Below are 24,495 nucleotides of genomic sequence, written 5' to 3'. Positions count from 1 at the left end.
ACCCGAAACTGGAAGTTGACGACCTGATGGCGGATATTGCCGCCATTTTTCACTGGCCGCCGTCAGAGCTTTGGGCCTTGAGCCTCACCGAGCTGGTGCGCTGGCGTCATAAAGCCCTACTACGCAGTGGAGCCGTAAATCATGAGTAAGAGCTTACAGCTACAGGTATTGCTCAAAGCAGTAGACCAAGCCACCCGCCCGTTTAAAGCCATTCAAACCGCCAGTAAATCCCTCACCGGGGATATTCGCAACACACAAAGCAGCATCAAATCCCTTGATGCGCAGGCGGCAAAAATTGACGGTTTCCGCAAGGCCAGCGCCCAACTGGCCGTCACCGGGCAGGCGCTGAAAAAAGCCAAAGAAGACGCGGCGGCGCTGGCTATCGCCTTTAAAAACACCGAGAAACCCACCGCTCAACAAGCCCGACTGATGGAGGGAGCCAAGCGCGCGGCGTCTGAACTGCAAACCAAATACAACGGGCTGCGCCAGTCAGTGCAGCGCCAGCGCGACGCCCTTAACGCTGACGGCATTGCCACCAAAAACCTGAGCAGTGAACAACGCCGGTTACGCAGTAGCGCCGCCGAGGCGACTGTTGCCCTGAGTCGCCAGCGCCAAGAACTGCAACGCCTGAGCTTGAAACAGGAGCAACTCAACCGTATCAGCAATCGTTACCAGCAAGGCAAAGCCGCCACCAGTGCCGTGCGTAATACCAGTGCGGCGAGTCTTGGCGTGGCAACCGCCGGGCTGTACGGCGCGGCGAAACTGGTTGCGCCAGGTATGGAGTTTGATAGCCAGATGTCGGGCACTCAGGCGATTTTAGGGCTGGATAAAAATGACGCCAAGCTGGCCGCCATTCGTAAACAGGCGCGAGATATCGGCGGTTCAACAGCTTTTTCCCCGACTGACGTAGCACGAACGCAAGACACACTGGCGCGTTCCGGCTATGACGCTAACTCTATTCTGGCCGCCACTGAACCGACGGTTAACCTGTCGCTGGCGTCCGGTGTGGATATTGCCGAGGCGGCCGATATTGTCACCAACATGCAATCGGCGTTTAACCTGCCGTTAGACCAGATTAAACGCGTGTCGGACGTGATGGCGAAAGGCTTTACCAGCTCAAACACCAACCTGTTAGAGCTAGGCGAGGCCATGAAATATGTGGCCCCGATTGCTGAGGCCGCCGGGGCCAGCATTGAAGACACCACCGCGTTACTCGGTGTACTGGCTGATAACGGTATCAAGGGCAGCATGGCGGGCACCAGTACCAGTGCGGTGTTTAGCCGGTTGCAAGCGCCTGTCGGGCAAGCACCGGCCGCACTGAAAGAACTGGGAATAACGACCCGCGACGACAAAGGCAATATGTTGCCGGTGGCGAAAATCCTCAAAGATATTGACCGCTCGTTTAAAAAGAACACGTTAGGCACCGCACAGCAAGCCGAGTATCTGAAAGTGATATTCGGTGAAGAGGCGATGAAAGGCGCGGTGAAACTGGTGGCTGCTGCCGGTAACGGCAAGCTGGCGGAGAAACAAAGTAAGCTGATGCAGGCCGGTGGCACCGCGCAATCTATTGCCACGGTCAGAATGGATAACCTTGACGGCGACCTGAAAAACCTGAGTTCGGCATGGGAAGACTTAGAGATTGAAGTCTTTGAGAAGCAAGACTCCGCGCTGCGCAAACTGACCCTAACCGCAACCGACTGGCTGATTAATGTGGCTGCATGGGCCAAGAAAAACCCGGAGCTGGTCAGCACCATTACCACCGTTACTGGCGCGGCGTTGGTACTGGTTGCCGGCTTGGGGGCGCTGGGGCTGATTGCATGGCCGGTCATGGCCGGGTTTAACCTGCTGTTGGCCGGGGCTGGTCTGTTGAGTACAGGTTTTTCCATCATGGGTGGAACAATTGCCGCAACACTAGCCACGTTGGCATGGCCGGTCACTGCGGTGATTGCACTTATTATCGCTGGTGCGCTGCTTATTCGTAAGTTTTGGGAGCCTATTAGCGCATTTATGGCGGGTGTAGTGACAGGCTTTACCGCTGTTGCCGGACCAATCAGTGCGGCATTTACCCCGCTAATTAATGGTTTTAACCAGCTCAAGACACTGTTTGCTGAATTGGTCGCCCCCATCAAATTTAGTGGGGTGTCGTTGCTTATTGCTACCACTGCCGGGGAAACATTCGGCCGAGGTTTAGCTTATGCGCTCAAACTTCCCATTGATGCACTGGGGCAGCTACGCAGTGGCATTGACTGGGTACTGGAAAAACTCGGCATTATTGATAGTAAATCTGCCGGGCTGGCCGATAACGTCCCGAAAGATAACCCTTACGCGGGGGGGTACTCACCCAGTGGCGGCGTGTTATACGGCGGTTATCAGCCGGTCACCGCCAATACCGGCACCACTATCGTTGATAGCAGTGTCACCACCAATGATATCAAGGTGACTATCCCGCCGGGCATGAGCCGACAGGATGCGGAGCGAATGATGACCGATGCGCTTGCCAAGAACGAACGCGATAAGCGCGCCCGTCAGCGCGGCCAGATGGAGAATGATTAATCATGATGTTATCACTGGGGTTATTTGTTTTTATGCGCCAGACCACGCCTTACCAAAGCATGGGGCGCGATATTGATTACCGTTGGCCGACTAACAGCCGGGTGGGCTTGCGCCCGTCCGCGCAATTTCTTGGCGTAGACAGTGAAAAAATTAAGCTGTCCGGTGTATTACTGCCGGAGCTGACCGGTGGCCGCCTGTCATTGCTGGCCCTTGAGGCGATGGCCGACCAAGGCAAAGCATGGCCGTTGGTGGAGGGTAGCGGCATGATTTATGGCATGTTTGTCATCGAGAGCCTGAGCCAGACCGGCACGCTATTCTTTGAAGACGGTAGCGCCCGGCGCATTGAGTTCACCCTCAATCTGTTGCGGGTTGACGAGTCATTAACGGCCATGTTCGGCGACATGAAACAACAGGCTGACGAGTTGCTGGGTAAAGCGACAGCAATGACCAGTAAAGCACAGGCCGCTATCGGAGGATTATTCTCATGATGACCGGCATGTCTCTACCGGCCGGGGCGGATATGGCCCCGGACTATATGCTGACGATTAACGCGAAAGATATCACGCAGAATATTCGCCCCCGGCTGTTGTCCCTGAGCCTGACCGATAACCGGGGCTTTGAAGCTGACCAGCTTGATGTCGAACTGGATGACGCTGACGGCCAACTCGCCTTGCCGGAACGCGGCGCGGTGTTGTCGGTGTTCTTGGGCTGGAAAGGGTCGGCGCTGATTGGAAAGGGTGATTTTACCGTGGATGAGGTCGAGCACCATGGCGCACCAGATACGCTGACTATTCGCGCCCGCAGTGCCGATTTTCGGGGTTCGCTCAATGCGCGGCGGGAAGTCTCTTATCATGAGACAACGCTGGGTAAAGTCGTGGCGCAAGTGGCGGAGCGCAACAACCTGAAAGCGATGCTGGCCGAGGGGCTGGCGGATATTGCTATCTCTCATATCGACCAGACCCAAGAGACTGACGCCAAGTTTATCACCCGGTTAGCCTCGCTTAACGGCGCAGTGGCCGCCGTCAAAGCCGGGCGATTGTTGTTTATCAAGCCGGGCAGCGGTGTCACTGCCAGTGGTAAACCCATTCCGCAAATGACGATCACCCGACAAGATGGCGACCAGCACAGCTTTAGTATTGCTGACCGGGGCGCGTATACCGGTGTCAGTGCCAGTTGGTTGCACACCAAAGACCCCAAACCGGCCAAGCCGAAAAAAGTTAAGTTAAAGCGCAAGCCGAAGTTTAAACAGCTCCGCGCACTGGAACACCCCAAAGCCAAGCCGACCCGCACTAAAGCGGCTAAAGAGAAAAAACCGGTAGAGGAAAAGCAAGGGGATTATCTGGTGGGGGCTGAGGATAATGTCTTTGTTATCACGACGGTTTACGCCACGCAAAAAGCTGCCATGCGCGCTGCCCAGTCTAAATGGGAGAAGTTACAGCGCGGTGTTGCTGAGTTCTCTATCACTCTTGCCATGGGGCGCGCTGATTTATTTCCTGAAACACCTGTCGCGGTCAACGGTTTTAAATCAGTGATAGACCAACAGAGCTGGATAATTAGCAAGGTATCGCACAGCCTCAGCAACAGCGGCTACACCACCCAATTGTCTCTCGAAGTTTTGTTGTCGGATGTAACATACGAGGCCACTGAGCAGTAAAATTCAACTAATTGATATTTGTTTCACAAATGCGAACACTGGTGATAAGATCAGCGTAATTACTGAATATGCAGTTTCGGAGGTAAATATGATGCATTGCCCACGCTGTAAATTTGCAGCACACGCGAGATCCAGTCGTTACCTTAGTGATGAAACTAAAGAACGCTATCACCAGTGCACGAATATTAATTGCGGCAAAACCTTTAAGACCCATGAAACAATCGTTGATACGATAATGGAGCCGGGAATAATTAATGCTGTACCGCCCCACCCTAAAGGGAATCAAGGTGTGTTGTGGATGTAATTGAAGAAGCCTGCAAATTGCAGGTTTTTTTATTATTAAAATTTGGCGTAATTAATATCTTATTGGGGATAATTGGCGGTTTATCGTGCTTGCTACTGGATGCAGCCTTGAGGGTGTGAAAAGTGCCGTAGACACAATGTAGTCATTTTGTAGTCACTCTGCTGCCATTTTCAAATCTCAGGCACAAAAAAACCGCCTCTCGGCGGTTAACGACATACTCATACTACTTTGTTTTACTTAGAATATTTTCCATGGTGCCCGGGGCGGGACTTGAACCCGCACAGCCATAAGCCGAGGGATTTTAAATCCCTTGTGTCTACCGATTTCACCACCCGGGCTCTGGAAAACTGGAGGCGCGTCCCGGAGTCGAACCGAGGTAGACGGATTTGCAATCCGTAGCATGGCCACTCTGCCAACGCGCCTTATTCTTCTTTGCCTTTACAGCTTAGGTCCGCTTTTTGCCAACCTATTAATTTGGAGCGGGAAACGAGACTCGAACTCGCGACCCCGACCTTGGCAAGGTCGTGCTCTACCAACTGAGCTATTCCCGCAACATCAGAACTTACTGATTCTTTTGCTATCTTTCGACATTTTTGTTGCTGCCGTCTGATGCGATGCATTCTACTTACCTGACGCAGTGAGTCAATAAAATTATCTGACTAATGCGTTCGTTTGCTGCTTTTTACGGCGCTTCGATCAAGGTTCGAGCAAATCTTTCCAAGCCGCGTTTAAATATTGAAACATTGACCAAAATGTCAGAACCGCAGCAATGTAAAGAAGAACAAAGCTGGCCAGCTCGATGTTATGGTCTGGACGCCAAAGTAAGCCAACAAGTGACCCCATTTGAGCTGTTGTTTTAACTTTGCCAATCCATGAGACCGCGACGCTGCTGCGTTTACCAAGTTCAGCCATCCACTCACGGAGGGAGGAAATGATAATTTCTCGGGCTATCATGGTTGCTGCTGGTAATGTAATCCACCAGACATGGTAATGCTCAGCAACCAGCACTAAGGCAATCGCGACCATAACCTTATCCGCTACCGGATCAAGAAAAGCCCCAAAGCGGGTTGTTTGCTTCCAGCGACGGGCTAAAAAACCATCAAACCAATCAGTTGCCGCTGCAAATACAAATATGATGGCACAAACCATCGGAGCCCATACGAATGGCAGGTAAAACGCCAGAACGAAGAATGGGATAAGTACAACACGAAACAGGGTAAGCCAAGTCGGTATATTCAATTGCATAATGCTACGATAACTATCTGGCTGGTGTGGACATTATGAGTATGGTGCAACATTAGCCTCAGTGTTTCAATGCATTGTAGATTTTTTCTGCCAATGCTTGTGAAATACTCGGCACTTTTGCAATTTCCTCGACGCTTGCGTTAAGTAAAGGTTGCAGCCCACCCATATATTTCAGCAAAATTTGCCGTCTTTTTGGGCCGATCCCCTCTATCGTTTCTAACGCACTGGTGTTTTTTACTTTAGAACGGCGCTGCCTATGTCCAGTGATTGCGTGGTTGTGAGAATCATCACGAATATGCTGGATCAAATGCAACGCGGGTGAATCTGGTGGTAACGAAAAACCTTCCCCTTCCGCCGCAAGGAACAATGTTTCCAACCCCGCTTTCCGATCACTTCCCTTTGCAACCCCCACTAGTAAAGGTTTTTGCTTATCCCATGGCACGTTGAGCGAAGCAAAGACGTCAAAAGCTTGAGATAACTGACCTTTCCCGCCGTCAATAAAAATGATATCAGGAATTTTTTTCTCGTCTAATGCTTTACCATATCGACGCTTAAGCACTTGGGACATCGCTGCATAATCATCACCGGGAGTGATGCCACTAATATTGTAGCGCCTATATTCTGAACGTACAGGCCCATTTGCATCAAATACGACACAAGATGCGACTGTTTGTTCTCCCATCGTATGACTGATATCAAAACACTCCATACGATTGATCTCATCAAGCTTGAGAATCTTGGCCAACTCTTTCATCCGCTGATGAATGGTTGATTGTTGCGATAAACGAGTAATCAAAGCGGTTGAGGCATTTGTACGAGCAAGCTTAAGGTAGCGCGCTCGATCGCCCCGAGGTCGACTTTGAATCTGAATTTTCCTTCCGGCTAGCTCAGACAGAGATGAGGCCAACAGATCCTTTTCTTCAAGTGAGAAGTCCAACAGGATTTCGCCAGGAAGTGTGCGCCCTTGGCTGCCTTGTAAGTAAAACTGCCCAACAAATGTTTGGACGACCTCACTTAGCTCCGTTCCCGCAGGCACTTTCGGGAAATAACTTCGGCTTCCCAGCACTTTTCCCTGTCGTATAAATAGCACATGAACACAAGCTAATCCGGCATCGAATGCAACACCGATGACATCGAGATCCTCACTATCCCCGGAAACAAACTGCTGCTCAGTAACTCGTCGCACCGCTTGTATTTGATCACGAATACGTGCCGCATCTTCAAAATGCAGCGATTTACTGGCCTCTTCCATGCGAGAAATCAGTTGGGTTAAGACTTGCTGATCTTTGCCCGACAGGAACAAGCGCACGTAATCAACCTGACGTTGATACTCTTCGTCACTCACCAGCCCTGCGACACAAGGCCCAGAGCAACGACCAATTTGGTATTGCAAGCAGGGCCGTGAACGGTTGCGGTAAACACTATTTTCACACTGTCTGACCGGAAAAAGCTTTTGCAGTAATGCCAGTGTTTCGCGGACAGCATAGGAGTTTGGAAATGGCCCGAAGTACTCCCCTTTCTCGTGCTTTGCTCCGCGATGAATAGCCAGACGTGGATGTGTATCCGCACTTAAGAAAATAAGTGGGTACGACTTATCATCCCGCAACAACACATTGTAACGAGGCTGATAAAGCTTGATGTAATTATGCTCAAGCAACAAAGCTTCCGTTTCCGTATGAGTCACGGTCACGTCAATCTGAGCTATATTCTTGACCAGGGTCTCCGTTTTACGGCTCGCAACTTGGGCACGAAAATAACTCGTCAGGCGCTTTTTAAGGTCTTTTGCTTTACCGACATAAATAACTGTCCCCGCCTTATCATACATACGGTAGACGCCAGGCTGACTGGTGACAGTTTTTAAAAACTCTTTAGAATCAAAACAATCAGTCACTATTAGATAACATCTCCGCGTTAAACAGACCATGGCGGATAGCCAAATGTGTCAATTCAACATCACCACTAATATTCAGTTTGCTAAACATCCGGTATCGATAGCTATTCACTGTTTTTGGACTCAAGTGAAGTTGCTCCGATATTTCATTCACCTTTTGGCCTTTAGTTATCATTAGCATAATTTGTAACTCACGCTCTGATAAACAGCTAAAAGGTGTCTCAGCGGGCGGTTCCAACTGGCTCAACGCCATCTGTTGTGCAATATCCGAAGCGATATAACGTTGCCCCGAATGAACCGCACGGATAGCTGCAACAACATCCTGAGGTGCCGCACCTTTACTTAAATACCCACCAGCACCCGCCTGCATGACTTTCGCCGGCAACGGATTTTCCGTATGAATGGTTAGCATGATAACTTTAGTATCTGGAGAATAACGCAAAATCTTACGCGTAGCTTCCAACCCGCCGATGCCGGGCATATTCATATCCATCAATACAATATCAACAACATGGCTACGGCACCATTTTACCGCATCTTCACCACACTGCATCTCACCCGCTACCTTGATACCCTTGATATCTTCAAGAATGCGTCGTATCCCTGCGCGCACCAGTTCGTGGTCATCAACAAGAAGAACGCTAATCAAAGAAAATTCTCCAAAAATAAGGGAGTAACCTAAATCACGCTTTGTTTACAACAATGATATTACTTGTTTTCGACCAAATAATGAATACAGAAAAATTGCAAAATCATATCTATATTGTTTGACATATATTATTTTCATCAACATTTTAACTATGTACATAAATTTGCAGACATATGATTTAACAGACTGATAAAAAAGAAAAGTTTTTTAAGATTTTTCTTGGGGTAACTTAGCTATTCATACAAAAAAAATAATGATTTGCATTAAGAGAGTTAATTTTGCACCCAAAAACACAACGTATTGATACATCTAAAGATCAAGTAAAACAATGCTAATTCTCATGCATAGGAATTACTCTTAGCTCATCTATTTATTGCTTATCTCTTATTCACTATCAGAGTGTGTGATTCTGACACAAATTATCCATCCGAAAACGATATGGTTTTTATGAACATAACTATCTTAATTAAGATAAAGCCCACATTAGGATAAGAAACATTGACAGGCTACCTCTTTCATCATCACAAACACGGTCAAAATTTGGGCTATTAATAAAAGATTGCGCACTTGTTATCAAAGCGAACTATCAGTTTATGGTATAATAGGGCAACTGTTTAATAATACCGCGAATGTTCACTGCGATACTGGGGCTCCCAACATCACCTTGTTCACTGGCACGCTATCACTTCAGGAAAAAAAATGAGTAATCCAGACTTTACCACTTCTGCTGACCCAGAAACTTTAGCAAATGAAGTTGCCTGCTTGAAAGCAACATTAACTCTGCTGCTAAAAGCGATCGGCCAAGCCGATGCTGGGAAAGTAATCTTAAATATCGAACGCTCTATTGCCGGTATCGAAGACGCTGCTCAAGCTGAAGTTTTTACCAATACAGTGGCTCAAATCAAGAACGGCTATCGCCAATAGTAGCCAGAGACACCCTGTAATTAGCTAATTATACCCTGCTGCCTGATTATAAATTTCATTATTTTCATTGAAATATATCCTATCGGCAGCTTCTTTTGATCTTTCGAGAGTGTCATGGGACTATTGCTTAAGGCACTGATCGGTGCCAGCGTTGTGGTATTGATTGGGATATTATCGAAAACGCGTAATTACTATATTGCTGGTTTAATTCCGTTGTTCCCTACCTTCGCTCTCATTGCACACTATATAGTGGGTAAAGAGCGCAGCATCGAAGCATTACGTACAACCATTATATTTGGTTTATGGGCCATCATTCCTTACTTTATCTATCTGATATCACTTTATTTTTTCATCGAACATCTGCGCTTATCGCAGGCTCTTGTTGCTGCTGTAGTATGTTGGATTATTGCTGCATGGATACTCATATCCCTCTGGAGCCAATGGAACAGCTAGTAACGGATTTTGTAAAAAATCTTATTAAATCAACGTAATAACAACAAAATAAGTGCATGAATCGCCAGCATTGCCACGGAGAAAGTCAGATTTAGGTTGCTGATAGACTTTGACCTGACATCATCTGAAGACTCATCGCTTACCTGAATTTTCCTAATTCTGTAGACCCAATACCCGCCAAGTAGCACAAAAAGTAGGGCCAACGACACCGCCAATAAAGGATATCCCCACACCAGATATTCACTAAGCGCGGCAATAGCAAACCAAAGAATGACAAAGACCATAATTAACCACCCAAAGTTTTAGTCGTTCGAGCTTAGCACACTCCTTAAAAACCATTAAGTTGCAGCCATAAGAAAGTCAAAAAAAATCCAGACACGATAAGAGATGTTAGTATAAATACACCACTAAGATTAGCATCAGGTTAGTTATTCGTTAATTGTTCTATAGAACAATGGAAGTAATCGGATACAAAATCAGAATATAACATCTATTAAAAACTATAAAAACAGCCAAATCAACTAAGGCTGAACTAAAAACAGATAAAAAGAACCTATAAAGTAACACTTCGCTATAACTAACGTGCAAAAATAAAATACTAAAAAAACTAAATTAAGTAGTTTTATTACATCAAGAATTCATCGTATTGGCCGTTATACATTACACCTATTTTTAATAAACCTAATGGCCATGAAAAAGTTTTCCGACCTCTCCATTTTGACAAAATTACTCTCAGGGTTCTCTGTTGTTATTGTAATGATGTTGTTACTTGGTGCAGTAGCGCTATCTCAGTTAAGCAGTAATAACGCCAGACTGGAGGCCTACCGAGACAGTTGGTTGCCAGGTGTCCGCTATGCATTGGAAATGCGCGGTGTTTTAGCAGAGTTGCGACTACAACAGGTTCAATACATTGCTTCATCGACAGAAAAAGAACGCGAGGGCCATCGGCTGGAGATTTTACAGGCTGTTGATAATTTCCGCGCAGCGCAAAATCGATTTTTAAAGTTGCCTGAAGGCTATAACGACTCAGTGTTATTTAAGCGAATAATGTCAGACTTCGACAATTTCTCTCAAGCAAACAGTATTGTTATTGATGCCGTTAATAGTAACCAATTGGCCGAAGCTAGTAAGATAAGCGGTGATACCTCCAGAAAATACCGTACGCAATTAATGAAAGACTTAGCTGAATTAGTCGTACTAGAAGTTCAGGGGGGAGAGAAAGCAGCAACAGAAGGTCAACAAAGCTTCAATACGGCTAAAAACCTATTGATCGCTTTATTATTGTTCGCAATTTTAATTTCCGCACTACTTGCTATCATAATTGCTCGCAATCTATCCCGCTTATTGGGCGGCGAGCCAGCATACGCGGTCGCTATTATGGGACACATCGCGGCGGGTAATTTATCAACTGAAATAAAGCTTCGCCCTGGTGATCAAAATAGCTTACTGGCTTCTTTGAACACGATGAACCAGCAGTTAAAAAGTACGATTAATGAGATCATGCACGGTAGCGAGTCAATCTCTGTTGCATCAAATCAAATTGCACAAGGTAATACTGATTTATCGCAGCGCACTGAAGAGCAAGCATCTTCACTCATTCAAACCTCGGCTAATATGCAGGAATTGACCCAAACTGTACGACAAAATGCCGATAATGCGCGACAAGCAAGTGAATTGGCCATTAATACCTCAGCTACAGCAACCGAAGGCGGTATTATTGTTGATGAAATGCGACTTCACATGCAGGAAATATCAAACAGCTCAAAGAAAATTGTCGATATTATCGCTGTAATTGAAGGGATTGCTTTCCAAACGAATATATTAGCCCTCAATGCGGCAGTTGAAGCGGCCAGAGCCGGTAATGAAGGCAAAGGATTCGCTGTTGTCGCAAGTGAAGTACGTACATTGGCCCAAAAAAGCGCAAATGCGGCGAAAGAAATTAAGCTGCTCATCGTCGGTACAGTTGAAAAAATTAATGCTGGTTCAGAACGGGCTGATCATGCAAGTCAGGCCATGGGCGAGATTGTTGATTCGGTGGGCAAAGTTGCGCATATTGTTGGCGAAATATCCACTGCGTCACAAGAACAGCATATTGGCATTCAAGAGATCGGTATCGCGGTAGAACAAATGGACCAAGTGACACAACAGAATGCGGCATTGGTTGAAGAAGCCGCAGCAGCGGCGCAATCATTAACTGAACAAGGGGCAGAATTGCGTCAAGTTATTCGCTTCTTTCAAATTAGTGGTTCCACAATAAGCTAGGCAAATAATCAATAAGAGCTAAGTCCATTGCATGATAAGGGCTTAGCTCTTAGCGCTGGTATCAACACAGTTCACATTCTTTATGACAAAAACTCTTTCAGTACCCAAAGACTGACACTCCCACCATTCACTGGGAATGCCGCTTCTCCCGTGTCATCAGTCGTAATAACGGCTGGGTGGTTACCTAAATAATCGGCGAACTCTTTATTCGGGAAATCAGCGCCGAGGGCAATTGTTTTTTCATTTTCAGCACCATTAGAAAGAATGACCACACAGCCGGGATCTTCCTCCGTACCGGCACGAATAAAAGCGATACAGTTCTTATCATCAAAATAATCTGTCTGCACCCCGTGGGCGAAATGTTGTCTGGCTTGAATTAACTTTTCCAATTCAGCAACAATCGGCATTTCTATTTGATAAATATCACCATCATCACCGTTATCTTCATAACTAGCACCGAAAAGATCAGGATAGAAAACACAAGGAATGCCCTGCTCACGAAGAAGAATCAGTGCATAAGCCAAAGGCTTAAACCAAGGTTCAACTGGTGCCTCCAGTGATTGGAGTGGTTGCGTATCATGATTAGCGACTAAGGTTATGGTATGCATTGGATCAACCTCAATTAAAGAGTCGCTGAATATTTGAGTCAGATCAAAATCCTCACCTTGCTTAGAAGCATCATGAAACTTGTGATGTAAGGCGACATCAAACAGCATCGCATTACCCTCTACCCGCGCCAAATACTGCTGGAGTTTTTCGATATCAGGCGACCAGTATTCAGCAATAATCAGTAGATCTTTCCCCGCTTCATTTCGGACATGTTCTATCCACTCTTTAAAAAACCATGCGGGAATATGTTTCACTGCATCCAAGCGAAAACCATCAATTGGTAATGTCTCAAGCAACCATTCACCCCAATATTTTAGCTCCCCCATCACCGCAGGATTACGGAAATCTATGTCCGCCCCCATAAGATAATCAAAATTACCTAATTCATTATCAACTTCCGTATTCCAACCCCCATCACTATAATCATTTATGATTTTAAAAACACCTTCGTCTGATGGTTCTTCAATATAATCAACCCCAGTAAAACACTGCTTATCCCAAATAAATGATGAGTAGATTTTATTGCGCCCTGGGAATGTAAAGCGGGTATAAGCTTGAGCATCGATAATATCATCATCAAATTCAGTTCGATTTTCAGGATTCACTCTGCGAACACTTACCTGCTCTTTTTCATCAGCGCCCATTTTGTGATTGAGCACCACATCAAAAAGAACTTTTATATTCATTCCCTTCAATCGGTTAATTGCATTTAACAGTTCTTCTTTATCGCCATATTTTGTCGCCTGCGTGCCTTTCTGATCAAATTCTCCTAAATCAAATAAGTCATAGGTGTCATATCCGACGGAGTAGCCACCGGATGCGCCCTTATAGGCAGGTGGAAGCCAGACAAAATTAATCCCAAGGTGACTTAAATGCTCCGCGCGTTCAGAAATCTCTTGCCAAAGCTTGCCACCATCAGGGTAATACCAATGGAAAAACTGGAAAATCGTGGGATTTTTCATAGGCTTGATAGCTCCATTTTAGCTTCTACCCCATAGTATGGCCCACTTTATAAAAGTTAGGCTGGTAATAAGGTAATAGACTGTGTATTCCTTTTAAGATGCGTTAATGTGAAATCACTCTATCTGTATTAACAAATGAGGCTTAAATGAATATAGTCGACACCCCATTCGGTATCACCAATTGGTCAACAATAGATAAAACCGAGCATCCGGGAGAGCAAGGTGTTGCCTATTGGCGAACGCAGAATTTTGGCAGTATAAGAGTGCGGATGGTTGAATACAGTGCAGGATACGTGGCAGACCATTGGTGTTCCAAAGGCCATATTTTACTGTGCCTTGACGGTGAATTAAGTACTGAATTGGATGATGGGCGAGTCTTTATATTAAAAACAGGCATGAGTTATCAAGTTGCGGATCATGCAGAAGCACACCGCTCATCGACAATCTCTGGCGCTACACTTTTTATTGTCGATTGATACAAAACTATTTACAGGATCAAAATAGCGCTAGACGCCAACTCCCTTCTGACATCGGCTAACAGCCCATCCCTGACTGTTAGCTGATATAACATTTTATTATTGCCCTTCAGGTAATGAGTCAACCGGATTATCTGGATATAAAACCCGAATTCGACGCCGGACAATCTCCACCTGAAATGCGGCCATCACTGCGATCATAATCAGGATTTCACCAAAACCACCTTGTTCAGTTGGCTGATTATAAAGATATTGCAGTGTGCCGATAATCCATTTAGATCCAACAAGCAGCAGGAATAAAGTAATAGTCAGGGGTGTTCCTTTGCAAAAAATACGTCCATCGGCTTCACGCCAGACCTCTATAAGGCGTCCCTGCAACACACCAATGACAATACTGAATAAAACACCGCTGCCTAAGACCAACCAGGAGGTCGTTGTCGCGGGCATATATGTGCCTCCTACGACCAGACCGACCATCCCGTAAATCCAAGCCCATTTAAAGCGAGCAGGGCCTAACGACACCTCGTGACTGACCGACTGGCGGTACAATGCAAAAAGTGTTAGCACCAGAATAATCAGTATTTGTACGGGAGTCATCGCTATCTCCTTCAAGAGAAGCATCTAGTCAGGAATAAAGCCGCTGAATCAGTGGTAATGACATCTGCACTGGCAATACATGCGTGCTTTATCAGTCTTTGGTAAACCAGCACAGTTAACAACAGCTCGTTAATCGCACTGTACAAAGTTTAGCCTATTACCCAGCAAATAACATGGTTGCGATAATATTAACCCCATCCGCGCTCATATTAATTAGCTTGAACTATCAGATATTAACCATCTTGACTCTGTTAACTCATCTCAGCCACCAAATGGCATAGAGGTAATAATATTCAACTTTCCCGTCAGCCTATTTAATTTCATCTTGTTAATGCTAGACTCTCAGTGCTTTTTATTGGGCAATAATAGGTCCATTTCACGAGGAAAATAGATGACTCAAAATATTTATGATAATCAGGATTTTTTTGCAGGCTATGCCAAACTTAGCCGTTCAGTTGATGGGTTGGAGGGGGCACCTGAGTGGTCAGCCATCCGCAAAATTCTACCGCCGCTCTCTGGACGTAAAGTTGTGGATCTCGGCTGTGGCTATGGTTGGTTTTGCCGCTATGCCCGCTCGCAAGGCGCTGCTGACATTTTAGGGCTAGATGTCTCCGAAAAAATGTTAAACCGAGCTAAGGAACTGACGCCTGATGACGATATTATTTATCGTCAGGAAGATTTGGAAAAGCTGCATCTCCCACAGGAGCTGTACCATTTAGCTTATAGTTCGCTGACATTGCACTACATCAAAGAGTTACCCACCCTCTTTGCTACGGTTTATAACGCATTACTGCCGGGCGGGAGTTTTGTTTTTACCGCAGAACATCCTATCTATACCGCACCTAAGCAACCGGGTTGGTTAATTGCAGATAACGGGCAAAAATCATGGCCACTCAATAGCTATCAAGCTGAAGGAGAACGGGTAACAAACTGGTTAGCTGATGGTGTTATCAAGCAACATCGCACATTAGGGACTTATATTAATCTTTTGGTCAAACAAGGATTTGTAATCACCACTTTGGACGAGTGGGGGCCAACAGCACAACAGATTGCCGACAACCCAGCATTGGATGAAGAGAAAGAACGCCCAATGCTATTTTTACTCTCCGCTAAAAAACCTGAATAAAAGTCCGTTTCAGCTTCACTCATTATTTTTTGCATTCTAAATCTACACTTGGGGAGGTTAACTCCCCCGATATCCCCTCCAGTCCATCCCACTAATACGCGCCTAAATGGTGCTCACGCCCCAATTAAGGGCGTTATGTTCTTTGGCGAAAATTAAAAATAATTATTTATCAACTAATTAGATATGGCGTAAATCTTGCTTGGTTAAGTGTAATCACATCAAGGGGGTAAACATGAGAACAATGTCGGCGTACTACTTACAATATACTTTGTTTCTGCTGCTGGTTGCCGGACTCATTCATTTCGTTTTTCAATAAAGAATTAAGGTGAAAAAAGCATCGACTTGTCATCTTCCAACCTCAATCTCAGCCATGCATAGCATTAATCGCTTTAAACGATCAATGCTATCTAAATGATCGTCCGATACGATTTGATTACTACCTGTATTAAGGTGAGAATTGCCCATACGTATAAGAAAGGTATCTGAGATTGAAAACATTACTGATTGTCCTAGCAATACTGGCGATTATTGCTCTGATTGCCTGGTGGGTTCTCCGCTCAGCGGCTAAGGACATTGAGGATGATTATTGAATGTTACCTATTTTGAATTGATAGCCGCAGCCATCATTAATCGCCGCTCTACTGCTATTTCTTTAAATCTGCTTTGCTCTCAGCAATTTTATCAACGCCCTCAGAAAACATCATATTTGGTTATAAAATAAGCTAAAATAGATAACTCCTGATTTAAGAAATTAATCGACAAAAGGGTTAATTTAATTCTGAGTACTTATTTCTGTATCACAAGAAATGGGTGGATGGGAAAGTATTGAAATGGTGAGAAGGTATGCACACCTTTCACCAATTCATTTAACTCAACATGCGAAACAAATAGACGGGATATTAAATCTTAATGGCACGAATATGGCACGCGAATATAATCAAGATATATTTAATGTGGTCTAAGCAGTTGATTCTGTTGGTGGGTCGTGCAGGGTTCGAACCTGCGACCAATTGATTAAGAGTCAACTGCTCTACCAACTGAGCTAACGACCCAACGGCGATAATTATTCTCCTGTTAGTCTTGGCTGTCAAACACTTCATCAGATTTTTCTCTTTTCTCGGGGTTATTTCCCGCCACATGAATTAATTATTCATCTGTTACTGACGATTATTGTTAGTTATGTAAGATCATGTTGTAATTCCACGCGCTGTGATGAACTTAACAAAATTCAGTGTATGAAATATAAACGCTGGAAAACGAGGCGTATTGTGTAATTATTGTTGCGATATTATTAAATAATTCGCAAATAATGCTGTAAACATAGAAAAAACAGACAGACAGACAGACAGGTTAGATCAAAGAGCCAACATAGAGCTCAACAACTTCACAAACACAGGAAGAGGGAATGGGAAAGATGGTAGACCAATCCAAGATAGTGGCAGAGCCTTTGCCGGAACCTGAAGAGCACCTGCAAAGGAATCTCTCCAACCGCCATATTCAACTGATCGCTATTGGCGGCGCCATAGGCACTGGGTTGTTTATGGGGTCGGGTAAAACCATCAGCCTTGCCGGGCCGTCGATCATTTTCGTTTATATGATTATCGGTTTTATGCTGTTTTTCGTGATGCGAGCAATGGGTGAACTGCTGCTATCGAATCTGAAATATAAGTCATTCAGCGATTTTGCCGCTGACCTACTTGGCCCTTGGGCCGGTTTTTTCACCGGCTGGACCTACTGGTTCTGTTGGGTCATCACCGGTATCGCCGATGTGGTCGCCATTACCGCTTATGCACAATTCTGGTTCCCCGGCTTCTCCCAATGGGTCGCTTCATTGTTAGTGGTTTTACTATTGCTATCACTGAATTTAGCGACGGTAAAAATGTTCGGTGAGATGGAGTTCTGGTTCGCGATGATTAAGATCGTGGCCATCGTCGCACTGATCTTTGCCGGTCTGACGATGGTGTTAATGAGCTATCAGTCCCCTTCAGGCACCACGGCATCATTTGCCCATTTATGGAATGATGGCGGGATGTTCCCGAAAGGCATCAGTGGCTTCTTTGCCGGTTTCCAGATTGCGGTTTTTGCCTTTGTGGGCATCGAATTAGTCGGGACCACCGCCGCTGAAACCAAGGATCCTGAAGTCGTATTGCCCCGTGCAATCAACTCCATCCCTATCCGCATTATTATGTTCTATGTCTTCTCATTGATTATGATTATGTCGGTCACCCCGTGGAGCTCCGTCGTGGCGGATAAAAGCCCGTTTGTTGAGCTATTCGTCTTAGTCGGATTACCTGCTGCCGCGAGTGTGATCAACTTTGTGGTCTTAACCTCGGCGGCATCTTCAGCTAACAGTGGCGTGTTCTCCACCAGCCGTATGTTGTTCGGGCTAGCAAAAGAGGGCGATGCACCCAAGCAATTTGGTAAGTTGTCGCGCCGTTCCGTGCCCGCTTCCGGCCTGACATTCTCTTGTATCTGCTTGCTGGGCGGTGTGGTGCTGATTTACTTGATCCCGAATGTGATGACCGTTTTCACTCTGGTCACCACGGTGTCGGCGATTCTGTTTATGTTCGTCTGGACCATCATCCTTTGCTCCTATCTGGTCTATCGCAAAAGACGCCCAGCGCTGCATAAAAAATCGATCTACAAAATGCCTGCTGGTATTTTTATGTCTTGGGTCTGCATGGCGTTCTTCGCCTTCGTATTGGTGCTGTTAACCTTGGAGAGTGATACACGTCAGGCGCTGATGGTGACGCCACTGTGGTTTGTCATTTTGACCATCGGCTATCTCATCCTGAAAAAGCGCAAAACCCAGCTATTCGACAGCAATAACCGCTAAGTTATTCGGCGTCAGAGTTGCTCTGACGCCGTCTCACCTGCCCTACTCGATATGCAATTGATTACCCTGCCAAGAGATCTGAGTCACGGCGGATGTCGCGACACCGTCAGTGGTTTCCCCCCCCACCAGAATCACCTTATTATTGTCCTGAATAGATACACCATAACCCAGTGGTTGAGGCAATTGACCTGCCAGCCGCCATTGATTATCGACCAGCGCATAAACGCCTTGTTGCCACTGTTTTTTCAGCCCCTTGTGCGCATAGAGTTGACCCGCATTGAACTGTTTCCAAGCGCCGGGGAAGTTGGCCCCACCCGCGACCAACACGGCATGATGACTGACACCGGAAAATGCCCCGGCCAATCCCTCTTGTGTGCTGCCCTTTTCAGCTCCGATCAAATCGGGTAACCGCTGCCACTTCAGTTCTGCGCCCTGCTTCTCCCCCTGCCATACAGCGGCGGTCCGTAAGCCGGGCTTAATCTCACCGTTAATTAATATCAGGCGATTATTCACACCAGTAATCGCTGATCCTGCGGTGCCTAAAAACGGCACCTGACCGCCACTTTTCCACTGATTTTGGGTCGGCTCATAAATAAGCACATCACGGTTATAGAAATAATCCGCTGGGGCCTGATTAAAATAGGCATTAATCACTGAGCTCTTCTGTGCTTCATTATTTCCCGCCGCCACCAGATCCGCGAAATAGCCATCAAAAATAGCTTTGTTTACCCCGCCAAACAGCAGCGCCTGAGTGCCATTCAGTGTCGTGGCCGCCGTGCCGACCAAACCGCGTGGGGCGCGCGTGGCTAACTGCTGCCATTGATTGGTTTGCGGGTCAAATCGGTAGACATCATTCAGCGCGCGCACCTGAGTATCAGTGGCGCTACTTTTACCAACGCCACCAAATACATACAGTTTCCCCTCCAGCGCCACTGTGACAGCTTGCTCTCGCGTTTGTCCGGGGAAATCGGCTATTTTCTGCCAGCCGCTGCGGATATTATCCGTATCAAGCTGAAACCAAGATTGTCCAGCACTGCCCAGACCAATATACAGATGATGATTCACCCGCGCGCCAGTCCCATTTTTAAAGGGAACCGGCACATCGGGATAACCTTGAGCATTGGCTTGTGGCAAGGAGAAGGTCACCCATAAAGTGAGCGCGCTAAACAGTGCTACTCTTGCAGTCCATTTTTTCTTATATTGGCGGTATATCTGAGTCATCAGCAGTGTTCCCCATTGATCAATAATTCAGGCGAGTGTGTGTTGGGTGGTGGTTGAAAATAAAACTCCATTATATTTTTAAAAGTGGAGCTTAACTATCAATAAAGATATTAATCGCGTCGGGTTCTGTCAATATGGATAGCAAGTCACTGTGATAAATAGTCCAGTAACGGGCAAATATTGGGCTGAGATAATGGGCAATATCGGCCGTGATACCGCTGTCGTCTTGCTGTCGGGAAGATGTCGGGAGAATGTCGTGGTGATGTCAAACACATGCGCGTAAGTTGGCCGATAGACCAACAAACCCCGTGGGGAGCTTAATATGAATCTTTATCGTATTCGTGAATTACGGCAGGCCCGAGCCTGGTCACAGGAGCAATTAGCCGAACTTTGCAGCCTCAATGTGCGCACTATCCAACGGATAGAGAATGGTGAGCAAGCCAGTCTTGAAACCTTAAGTGCAATTGCTGCCGTTTTGGATCTCAAGGTCAGCGAACTCTACGCGCCCGGAGCTAACCAACAGCAAGATGCACCTGCTGATGCCGTGGACCAACGCGTCCTCGATGCGCGTGATGCCGTTGAGAATGAGATGGCTTTCTTTCGCCAATTACTGCGCGCGGTGATCCTTTGCGCCTTTCTCTTTGCCATTAACTGGTTCACCTCTCCGGGCTATATGTGGGCATGGTGGGTGGTGCTTGGATTAAGCATCCCATTAGGGTTAAGAGCTATCAATACCTTTATTCTGGGCAATTGGGTGGAGCGCTGGCAGCAAAAGCGGCTGCAAAAGAAGTTACGTAATCTGTGATAACGCGTAAACACCAAGGGCAGCCCAGTGTTGCCCTTGAATGATATTCTCCCAGCCAAAGGGAGCGACTCCCCCTATTATCTATAGGCCGAAATAATATCAAACCCACACCAATCAATATTGTCTTTATTAGTCATATATAGATGACCTTATAAATTAATTCCTGTTGCTAACTTTAGTTTGATAATTATCTAAAAAAAACGAGCTGTTATTAAGCAGTCTAAAAGATAAATAGTTAACATGCTGTCACTATAAAAAGATCTTTTATTTAAAATGACGATATGTTAGAGCTATATAAATCATACCGCACTCGCCGTCACCACTTAAATCAGGAGTATTTATGGATGCTACAAATAATCAATTTGAAATTAATTGCACTAAAATGAGGAGTGCTTTCGCCAACTGCTTTGACTGGAGTGATGTCGATAATATGAAAATAAATGGAATTATCAGTAATAAGATATTGATGTAATGCATGAGGGAATAAAATGAAATGGAAATTCAGATTAGGGGCGGTCGCAGGTAATACGTTGGAATATTATGATATTGCGGTATTTGCTGCGATATCAATGTATCTGAGTGCCGAATTCGCGCGGCAGGGGTATCAGAATTCTGAAAGTATTGTCTGGGGGATATTTGCGCTTAGATTTATCACCAGACCGCTGGGTGGCTATATTATTGGTCGTTACGCTGACAGAGTGGGCCGTAAATCGGCATTGATTCTCACCAGTTCTGTCACTGGGGTCGCCACCCTGTGTATGGCACTGTTACCCATCGATACATTAGGTTATTACGCGCCGCTGGTGGTATTACTGCTTCAAATGACTTTATCACTTAGCTTTGGTGGTGAAATAGCCTCGTTGACCACTTATCTTTATGATGATCCTGCCACTCACGAGCGTGCCAGGATTTGCAGTTTGATTGTGGGGAGTTCCCTCATTGGGGTGCTGGCATCACTGATTATTGTCTATGCACTTGAACACACTCTTGACTCGGAAACCATGCAGACCGTTGGTTGGCGTATTCCTTTACTGCTCGGCATTGTTAATATCGCCGTGAGTTTCTATTTCAGAGTTAAATTACCTCGCCAGTCGACAAGGACTCATACGCGCCGCATTAACTGGGCTGACATCATGCATATATGCTTAATTATGGCCCCTGCCACCACTGTTTTTTATGCACAAAATATGTCAATGTCGATAATACGAGAGTCACTCCATATTGGCAGTTTTAAAAGTTTATATGCGGTATTTTCCACCTCACTCTTTTTATGCTTATTGATGTTAACTGGCTGGCTCGCAGATAAGTATGCTAATGCAGAGAAAGTATTTTCATGGGGGGTCTATAGTTTAATACTATTTTCAGCACCACTCTATTTACTTTTATCCAGCACTGTTTTTGAGCTGGTTCTATTAGCTCAGTTATTTATCACTACGAATGCGGCCATGATACTTTGTGGTCATTTATCTATAATCGCTAAAGTGGCCGATGGGCACACCGCGACCATGGGTGTTGGCTGCAATATCTCAATCAGCCTATTGGGTGGTATGACTCCCTTAATTATCGACACGGTATTACCCTATGGTCTGATTTATGCGGGCATCTATATCTCTTTATCCGGCTTTGCCTTACTACTCTCCTATTGGATTTTTAAAACACGTTATTAGCGGTGAGTGCAGATGTTAGCCTCAACACTTTTGTCGGTGTTTCACTTTCTGTGCGGGCAAAGTTGCAGCCGACATATAATGGCGTATGGTTAATTAGTATCATTAGCAGCGACTATGATGACATCATCAGCATTATTCAATAAATTTGATTGGAGCAACGCGAGATGGCGAAAATTTTAGTACTTTATTACTCCATGTATGGGCATATCGAGACACTGGCTGGCGCAATAGCCGAAGGCGCAAAAAAAGTCAGCGGCGTTGAAGTGACAATAAAACGGGTGCCGGAAACCATGCCTGCCGAGGCGTTCGCTAATGCAGGCGGTAAAACGGGCCAGCAAGCGCCAGTGGCGACCCCACAAGAGCTGGCTGATTACGATGGCATCATTTTTGGCACGCCAACCCGCTTCGGTAATATGGCGGGGCAGATGCGGACCTTCCTCGATCAAACTGGTGGCTTATGGGCATCAGGTGCGCTGTATGGCAAAGTCGGCAGCGTATTCTCCTCAACTGGCACGGGCGGCGGCCAAGAGCACACCATTACCTCCACTTGGACCACACTGGCACATCACGGTTTTATCATTGTGCCTATCGGCTATGGCGCGAAAGAGCTGTTTGATGTTTCGCAGACCCGTGGTGGCACCCCTTATGGCACAACGACGATTGCTGGCGGTGATGGCTCCCGTCAACCCAGTGCTGAAGAGCTGGCAATTGCCCGCTTCCAAGGTGAGCATGTGGCGAAGATTACCGCCAAGTTGAAGAGCTAGACAAATACCGTAACGAAAAAGCACCGCGTGGAAGCGGTGCTCTATTATGTACATACCCTAAATAATTCGAGTTGCAGGAAGGCGGCAACTGAGCGAGTCCCCAGGAGCTTACATGAGTCAGTGACTGGGGTGAACGAAGGCAGCCAACGCACATGCAGCTTGAAGTATGACGGGTATATCAGCGAACAGCTTTACGCATCGAGCAGACCTTGAGCCAGATAGTGATTGGCATCCACCACCCCCGGTAAGGTGAAGAAATACCCGCCACCAATCGGCTTAATGTACTCTTCCAATGCCTCGCCGTTCAGCCGTTTTTGCACGGTCAGGAAGGCTTTTTCCAAATCAGACTGATAGCAGACAAACAGCAACCCCATATCCAACTGCCCCGAATTTGAGACACCTAGCGAGTAGCTGTAGCCACGGCGCAGCATCAGGTTACTCTGGGTTTCTGCGGTGCGTGGATTTGCCAGACGAATATGCGCATCCAACTGAATCACTTTGCCATCAGGGTCTTTGGTGTAGTCCGGCTCATCATGCTCATGCACCATGCCCAAAGGCGCACCACTGTGCTTATCACGGCCGAAAATGGTTTGCTGCTCCTGCAATGGCGTGCGATCCCAAAACTCCACTTTGAAGCGGATAATGCGCGCCGCCTGATAGCTCCCCCCGACCGCCCATGCGGGTTCGCCCGCATTTTCCTGAACCCAGACCACCTGATTGATCAGCGGCTTATCACTGGTTTTGGGATTCGCAGTGCCATCTTTAAACCCCAATAAATTGATTGGCGTCTCTTTGCCTTTGCTACGTGCAGAATGAGCCGAGATAAACCCCTCCCGCTTCCAGCGCACACTGAGCAGATCTGGTGAGTGCTTGATGATATCGCGCAGTGCATGAATCACGGTTTCATTAGTATTGGCGCAAATTTGCAGCATCAGATCGCCATGACACAAGCCCGCATCCAACGAATCATTGGGGAAACGAGTCATTCGCTGAAGCCGCAGTGGTTTTTGCCCCTGCAAATCAAAGCGCTCATCAAACAGCGAATCACCGACCGAAACCGTGATGGTCAGGTTATCTGGGTAGATCTCTGGCCCCATAATTCCGGAGTCCAGCGGGGGCAATTTGGCATTAACTGAGGGCGCATGCCCGCCGGTCGTCAAAAAGGCAATACGCTCGGTCAATAGCTTGAATAAGCGGGTCAGTGCGGCTTTATCAGTTGCCAGCACATCAAACGCCACCAGCATCATCGCCGCCTGTTGTGGCGTTAACACGCCGGATTGATGCTGACCGTAAAAGGGCTGTTTCTGCCAGCGCTCATCTAGGGCGGGTTGCGCCTCAGATGCTGGGCACTCCACCGCACGGGCGACTTTTGCTCCACCAAGCGCCAGTGCGCTACTCATCACCCCCATCCCCAGCAGTAAACGCCGACGGGACGGCAAGGCCGCCCCATTATCTTGCTGATACGGCCCGTGTTTCGGGCCGGTTTTCTGACTCATC

22 protein-coding genes, 4 tRNA genes and 1 pseudogene are annotated in these 24,495 nt (G+C 46.5%); 15 read left to right on the top strand and 12 right to left on the bottom strand.

The window, feature by feature from the left end:
- Positions 1 to 26: 26 nt before the first annotated feature.
- From HRD69_RS20785 to HRD69_RS13985, 5 genes are all read left to right on the top strand, one after another.
- Positions 27 to 149, top strand: coding sequence for a GpE family phage tail protein (locus HRD69_RS20785; RefSeq protein WP_004875948.1), 123 nt, complete (start codon positions 27 to 29; stop codon positions 147 to 149).
- Complete coding sequence (locus tag HRD69_RS14000; RefSeq protein ID WP_032814944.1) at positions 142 to 2,553, top strand: phage tail tape measure protein; 2,412 nt, start codon at positions 142 to 144, stop codon at positions 2,551 to 2,553. Before HRD69_RS20785 ends, HRD69_RS14000 begins: the two co-directional genes overlap by 8 nt.
- A 2-nt stretch (positions 2,554 to 2,555) precedes the next feature.
- On the top strand, positions 2,556 to 3,041 hold the full coding sequence (locus HRD69_RS13995; RefSeq protein ID WP_032814945.1) for a phage tail protein: 486 nt from the start codon (positions 2,556 to 2,558) through the stop codon (positions 3,039 to 3,041).
- Positions 3,038 to 4,207 carry a phage late control D family protein gene (locus tag HRD69_RS13990; protein ID WP_032814946.1) on the top strand — a complete coding sequence of 390 codons (1,170 nt, stop codon included), beginning with the start codon at positions 3,038 to 3,040 and terminating at the stop codon, positions 4,205 to 4,207. The genes HRD69_RS13995 and HRD69_RS13990 overlap by 4 nt, the downstream gene beginning before the upstream one ends.
- 88 nt (positions 4,208 to 4,295) lie before the next feature.
- A complete protein-coding gene (locus HRD69_RS13985) occupies positions 4,296 to 4,511 on the top strand; it encodes a DNA-binding transcriptional regulator (RefSeq protein WP_011192198.1) in 216 nt (71 codons plus the stop codon).
- Between the two features lie 252 nt (positions 4,512 to 4,763).
- Here HRD69_RS13985 and HRD69_RS13980 read toward each other — a convergent pair.
- The 6 genes from HRD69_RS13980 to uvrY form a co-directional block, all read right to left on the bottom strand.
- Positions 4,764 to 4,849, bottom strand: a tRNA-Leu gene (locus tag HRD69_RS13980).
- Positions 4,850 to 4,859: 10 nt separating this feature from the next.
- Positions 4,860 to 4,933, bottom strand: a tRNA-Cys gene (locus HRD69_RS13975).
- A gap of 53 nt (positions 4,934 to 4,986) precedes the next feature.
- Positions 4,987 to 5,062: transfer RNA gene (locus HRD69_RS13970), tRNA-Gly, on the bottom strand.
- Positions 5,063 to 5,207: 145 nt separating this feature from the next.
- Positions 5,208 to 5,756: a CDP-diacylglycerol--glycerol-3-phosphate 3-phosphatidyltransferase gene (gene pgsA, locus HRD69_RS13965; protein WP_032815476.1), complete on the bottom strand. Its 549-nt coding sequence runs from the start codon at positions 5,754 to 5,756 to the stop codon at positions 5,208 to 5,210.
- Positions 5,757 to 5,814: 58 nt separating this feature from the next.
- The gene (gene uvrC, locus HRD69_RS13960; RefSeq protein ID WP_032815478.1) at positions 5,815 to 7,647 is read right to left on the bottom strand and encodes an excinuclease ABC subunit UvrC; all 1,833 of its coding nucleotides are present in this window, start codon (positions 7,645 to 7,647) and stop codon (positions 5,815 to 5,817) included.
- Complete coding sequence (gene uvrY, locus HRD69_RS13955; protein ID WP_032815479.1) at positions 7,640 to 8,296, bottom strand: UvrY/SirA/GacA family response regulator transcription factor; 657 nt, start codon at positions 8,294 to 8,296, stop codon at positions 7,640 to 7,642. The genes uvrC and uvrY overlap by 8 nt, the downstream gene beginning before the upstream one ends.
- 699 nt (positions 8,297 to 8,995) lie before the next feature.
- On the opposite strand from uvrY, the gene HRD69_RS13950 reads away from it, so the two are divergent.
- Together HRD69_RS13950 and HRD69_RS13945 are read left to right on the top strand one after the other, a co-directional pair.
- Positions 8,996 to 9,220: a DUF2594 family protein gene (locus HRD69_RS13950; RefSeq protein ID WP_004877540.1), complete on the top strand. Its 225-nt coding sequence runs from the start codon at positions 8,996 to 8,998 to the stop codon at positions 9,218 to 9,220.
- 114 nt (positions 9,221 to 9,334) lie between these two features.
- Positions 9,335 to 9,673, top strand: a complete 339-nt coding sequence (locus tag HRD69_RS13945) for a GlpM family protein (RefSeq protein WP_004877542.1) — start codon at positions 9,335 to 9,337, stop codon at positions 9,671 to 9,673.
- Positions 9,674 to 9,702: 29 nt separating this feature from the next.
- Here HRD69_RS13945 and HRD69_RS13940 read toward each other — a convergent pair whose 3' ends face one another.
- Positions 9,703 to 9,957, bottom strand: a complete 255-nt coding sequence (locus HRD69_RS13940; protein WP_004877543.1) for a hypothetical protein — start codon at positions 9,955 to 9,957, stop codon at positions 9,703 to 9,705.
- 406 nt (positions 9,958 to 10,363) lie between these two features.
- Between HRD69_RS13940 and HRD69_RS13935 the strand changes: the two genes are divergently transcribed.
- Complete coding sequence (locus tag HRD69_RS13935; RefSeq protein ID WP_032815482.1) at positions 10,364 to 11,935, top strand: methyl-accepting chemotaxis protein; 1,572 nt, start codon at positions 10,364 to 10,366, stop codon at positions 11,933 to 11,935.
- Positions 11,936 to 12,015: 80 nt separating this feature from the next.
- Here HRD69_RS13935 and amyA read toward each other — a convergent pair whose 3' ends face one another.
- Entirely contained in the window at positions 12,016 to 13,506 is a 1,491-nt protein-coding gene (gene amyA, locus HRD69_RS13930) for an alpha-amylase (RefSeq protein WP_172984619.1), read from the bottom strand.
- A 146-nt stretch (positions 13,507 to 13,652) separates the two neighbouring features.
- Between amyA and HRD69_RS13925 the strand changes: the two genes are divergently transcribed.
- Positions 13,653 to 13,982, top strand: coding sequence for a DHCW motif cupin fold protein (locus HRD69_RS13925; RefSeq protein ID WP_004877549.1), 330 nt, complete (start codon positions 13,653 to 13,655; stop codon positions 13,980 to 13,982).
- A 99-nt stretch (positions 13,983 to 14,081) separates the two neighbouring features.
- Here the strand turns inward: HRD69_RS13925 and HRD69_RS13920 are convergent, their stop codons facing one another.
- Positions 14,082 to 14,579: a hypothetical protein gene (locus HRD69_RS13920; protein ID WP_032815480.1), complete on the bottom strand. Its 498-nt coding sequence runs from the start codon at positions 14,577 to 14,579 to the stop codon at positions 14,082 to 14,084.
- Positions 14,580 to 14,970: 391 nt separating this feature from the next.
- On the opposite strand from HRD69_RS13920, the gene HRD69_RS13915 reads away from it, so the two are divergent.
- Positions 14,971 to 15,705 carry a class I SAM-dependent methyltransferase gene (locus tag HRD69_RS13915; RefSeq protein WP_004877552.1) on the top strand — a complete coding sequence of 245 codons (735 nt, stop codon included), beginning with the start codon at positions 14,971 to 14,973 and terminating at the stop codon, positions 15,703 to 15,705.
- 782 nt (positions 15,706 to 16,487) lie between these two features.
- Positions 16,488 to 16,667: pseudogene (locus tag HRD69_RS20615) on the top strand (integrase); the annotation flags it as partial.
- A 14-nt stretch (positions 16,668 to 16,681) separates the two neighbouring features.
- Here the strand turns inward: HRD69_RS20615 and HRD69_RS13910 are convergent.
- A tRNA-Lys gene (locus HRD69_RS13910) sits at positions 16,682 to 16,757 on the bottom strand.
- A 362-nt stretch (positions 16,758 to 17,119) separates the two neighbouring features.
- Between HRD69_RS13910 and cycA the strand changes: the two genes are divergently transcribed.
- Positions 17,120 to 18,541 carry a D-serine/D-alanine/glycine transporter gene (cycA, locus tag HRD69_RS13905; protein WP_172984647.1) on the top strand — a complete coding sequence of 474 codons (1,422 nt, stop codon included), beginning with the start codon at positions 17,120 to 17,122 and terminating at the stop codon, positions 18,539 to 18,541.
- A 42-nt stretch (positions 18,542 to 18,583) separates the two neighbouring features.
- On the opposite strand, the gene HRD69_RS13900 is transcribed toward cycA, so the two are convergent.
- Positions 18,584 to 19,762 carry an N-acetylneuraminate epimerase gene (locus HRD69_RS13900; RefSeq protein WP_004877557.1) on the bottom strand — a complete coding sequence of 393 codons (1,179 nt, stop codon included), beginning with the start codon at positions 19,760 to 19,762 and terminating at the stop codon, positions 18,584 to 18,586.
- A 322-nt stretch (positions 19,763 to 20,084) separates the two neighbouring features.
- Here HRD69_RS13900 and HRD69_RS13895 point away from each other — a divergent pair, with 322 nt between their 5' ends.
- From HRD69_RS13895 to wrbA, 3 genes are all read left to right on the top strand, one after another.
- Positions 20,085 to 20,567 carry a helix-turn-helix domain-containing protein gene (locus HRD69_RS13895; RefSeq protein ID WP_004877560.1) on the top strand — a complete coding sequence of 161 codons (483 nt, stop codon included), beginning with the start codon at positions 20,085 to 20,087 and terminating at the stop codon, positions 20,565 to 20,567.
- A gap of 488 nt (positions 20,568 to 21,055) precedes the next feature.
- A complete protein-coding gene (locus tag HRD69_RS13890; RefSeq protein ID WP_004877562.1) occupies positions 21,056 to 22,234 on the top strand; it encodes an MFS transporter in 1,179 nt (392 codons plus the stop codon).
- A 164-nt stretch (positions 22,235 to 22,398) separates the two neighbouring features.
- The gene (gene wrbA / locus HRD69_RS13885) at positions 22,399 to 22,998 is read left to right on the top strand and encodes an NAD(P)H:quinone oxidoreductase (RefSeq protein ID WP_004877567.1); all 600 of its coding nucleotides are present in this window, start codon (positions 22,399 to 22,401) and stop codon (positions 22,996 to 22,998) included.
- Between the two features lie 191 nt (positions 22,999 to 23,189).
- On the opposite strand, the gene efeB is transcribed toward wrbA, so the two are convergent.
- Complete coding sequence (gene efeB, locus HRD69_RS13880; protein ID WP_004876535.1) at positions 23,190 to 24,494, bottom strand: iron uptake transporter deferrochelatase/peroxidase subunit; 1,305 nt, start codon at positions 24,492 to 24,494, stop codon at positions 23,190 to 23,192.
- Between the last annotated feature and the right edge of the window lies 1 nt (position 24,495).

Origin of the sequence: Yersinia mollaretii ATCC 43969 (assembly GCF_013282725.1) — a bacterium.
Lineage (GTDB): Bacteria > Pseudomonadota > Gammaproteobacteria > Enterobacterales > Enterobacteriaceae > Yersinia > Yersinia mollaretii.
Note: the sequence above shows the minus strand (reverse complement) of the source record. Positions and strands in the feature narration are given on the sequence as shown.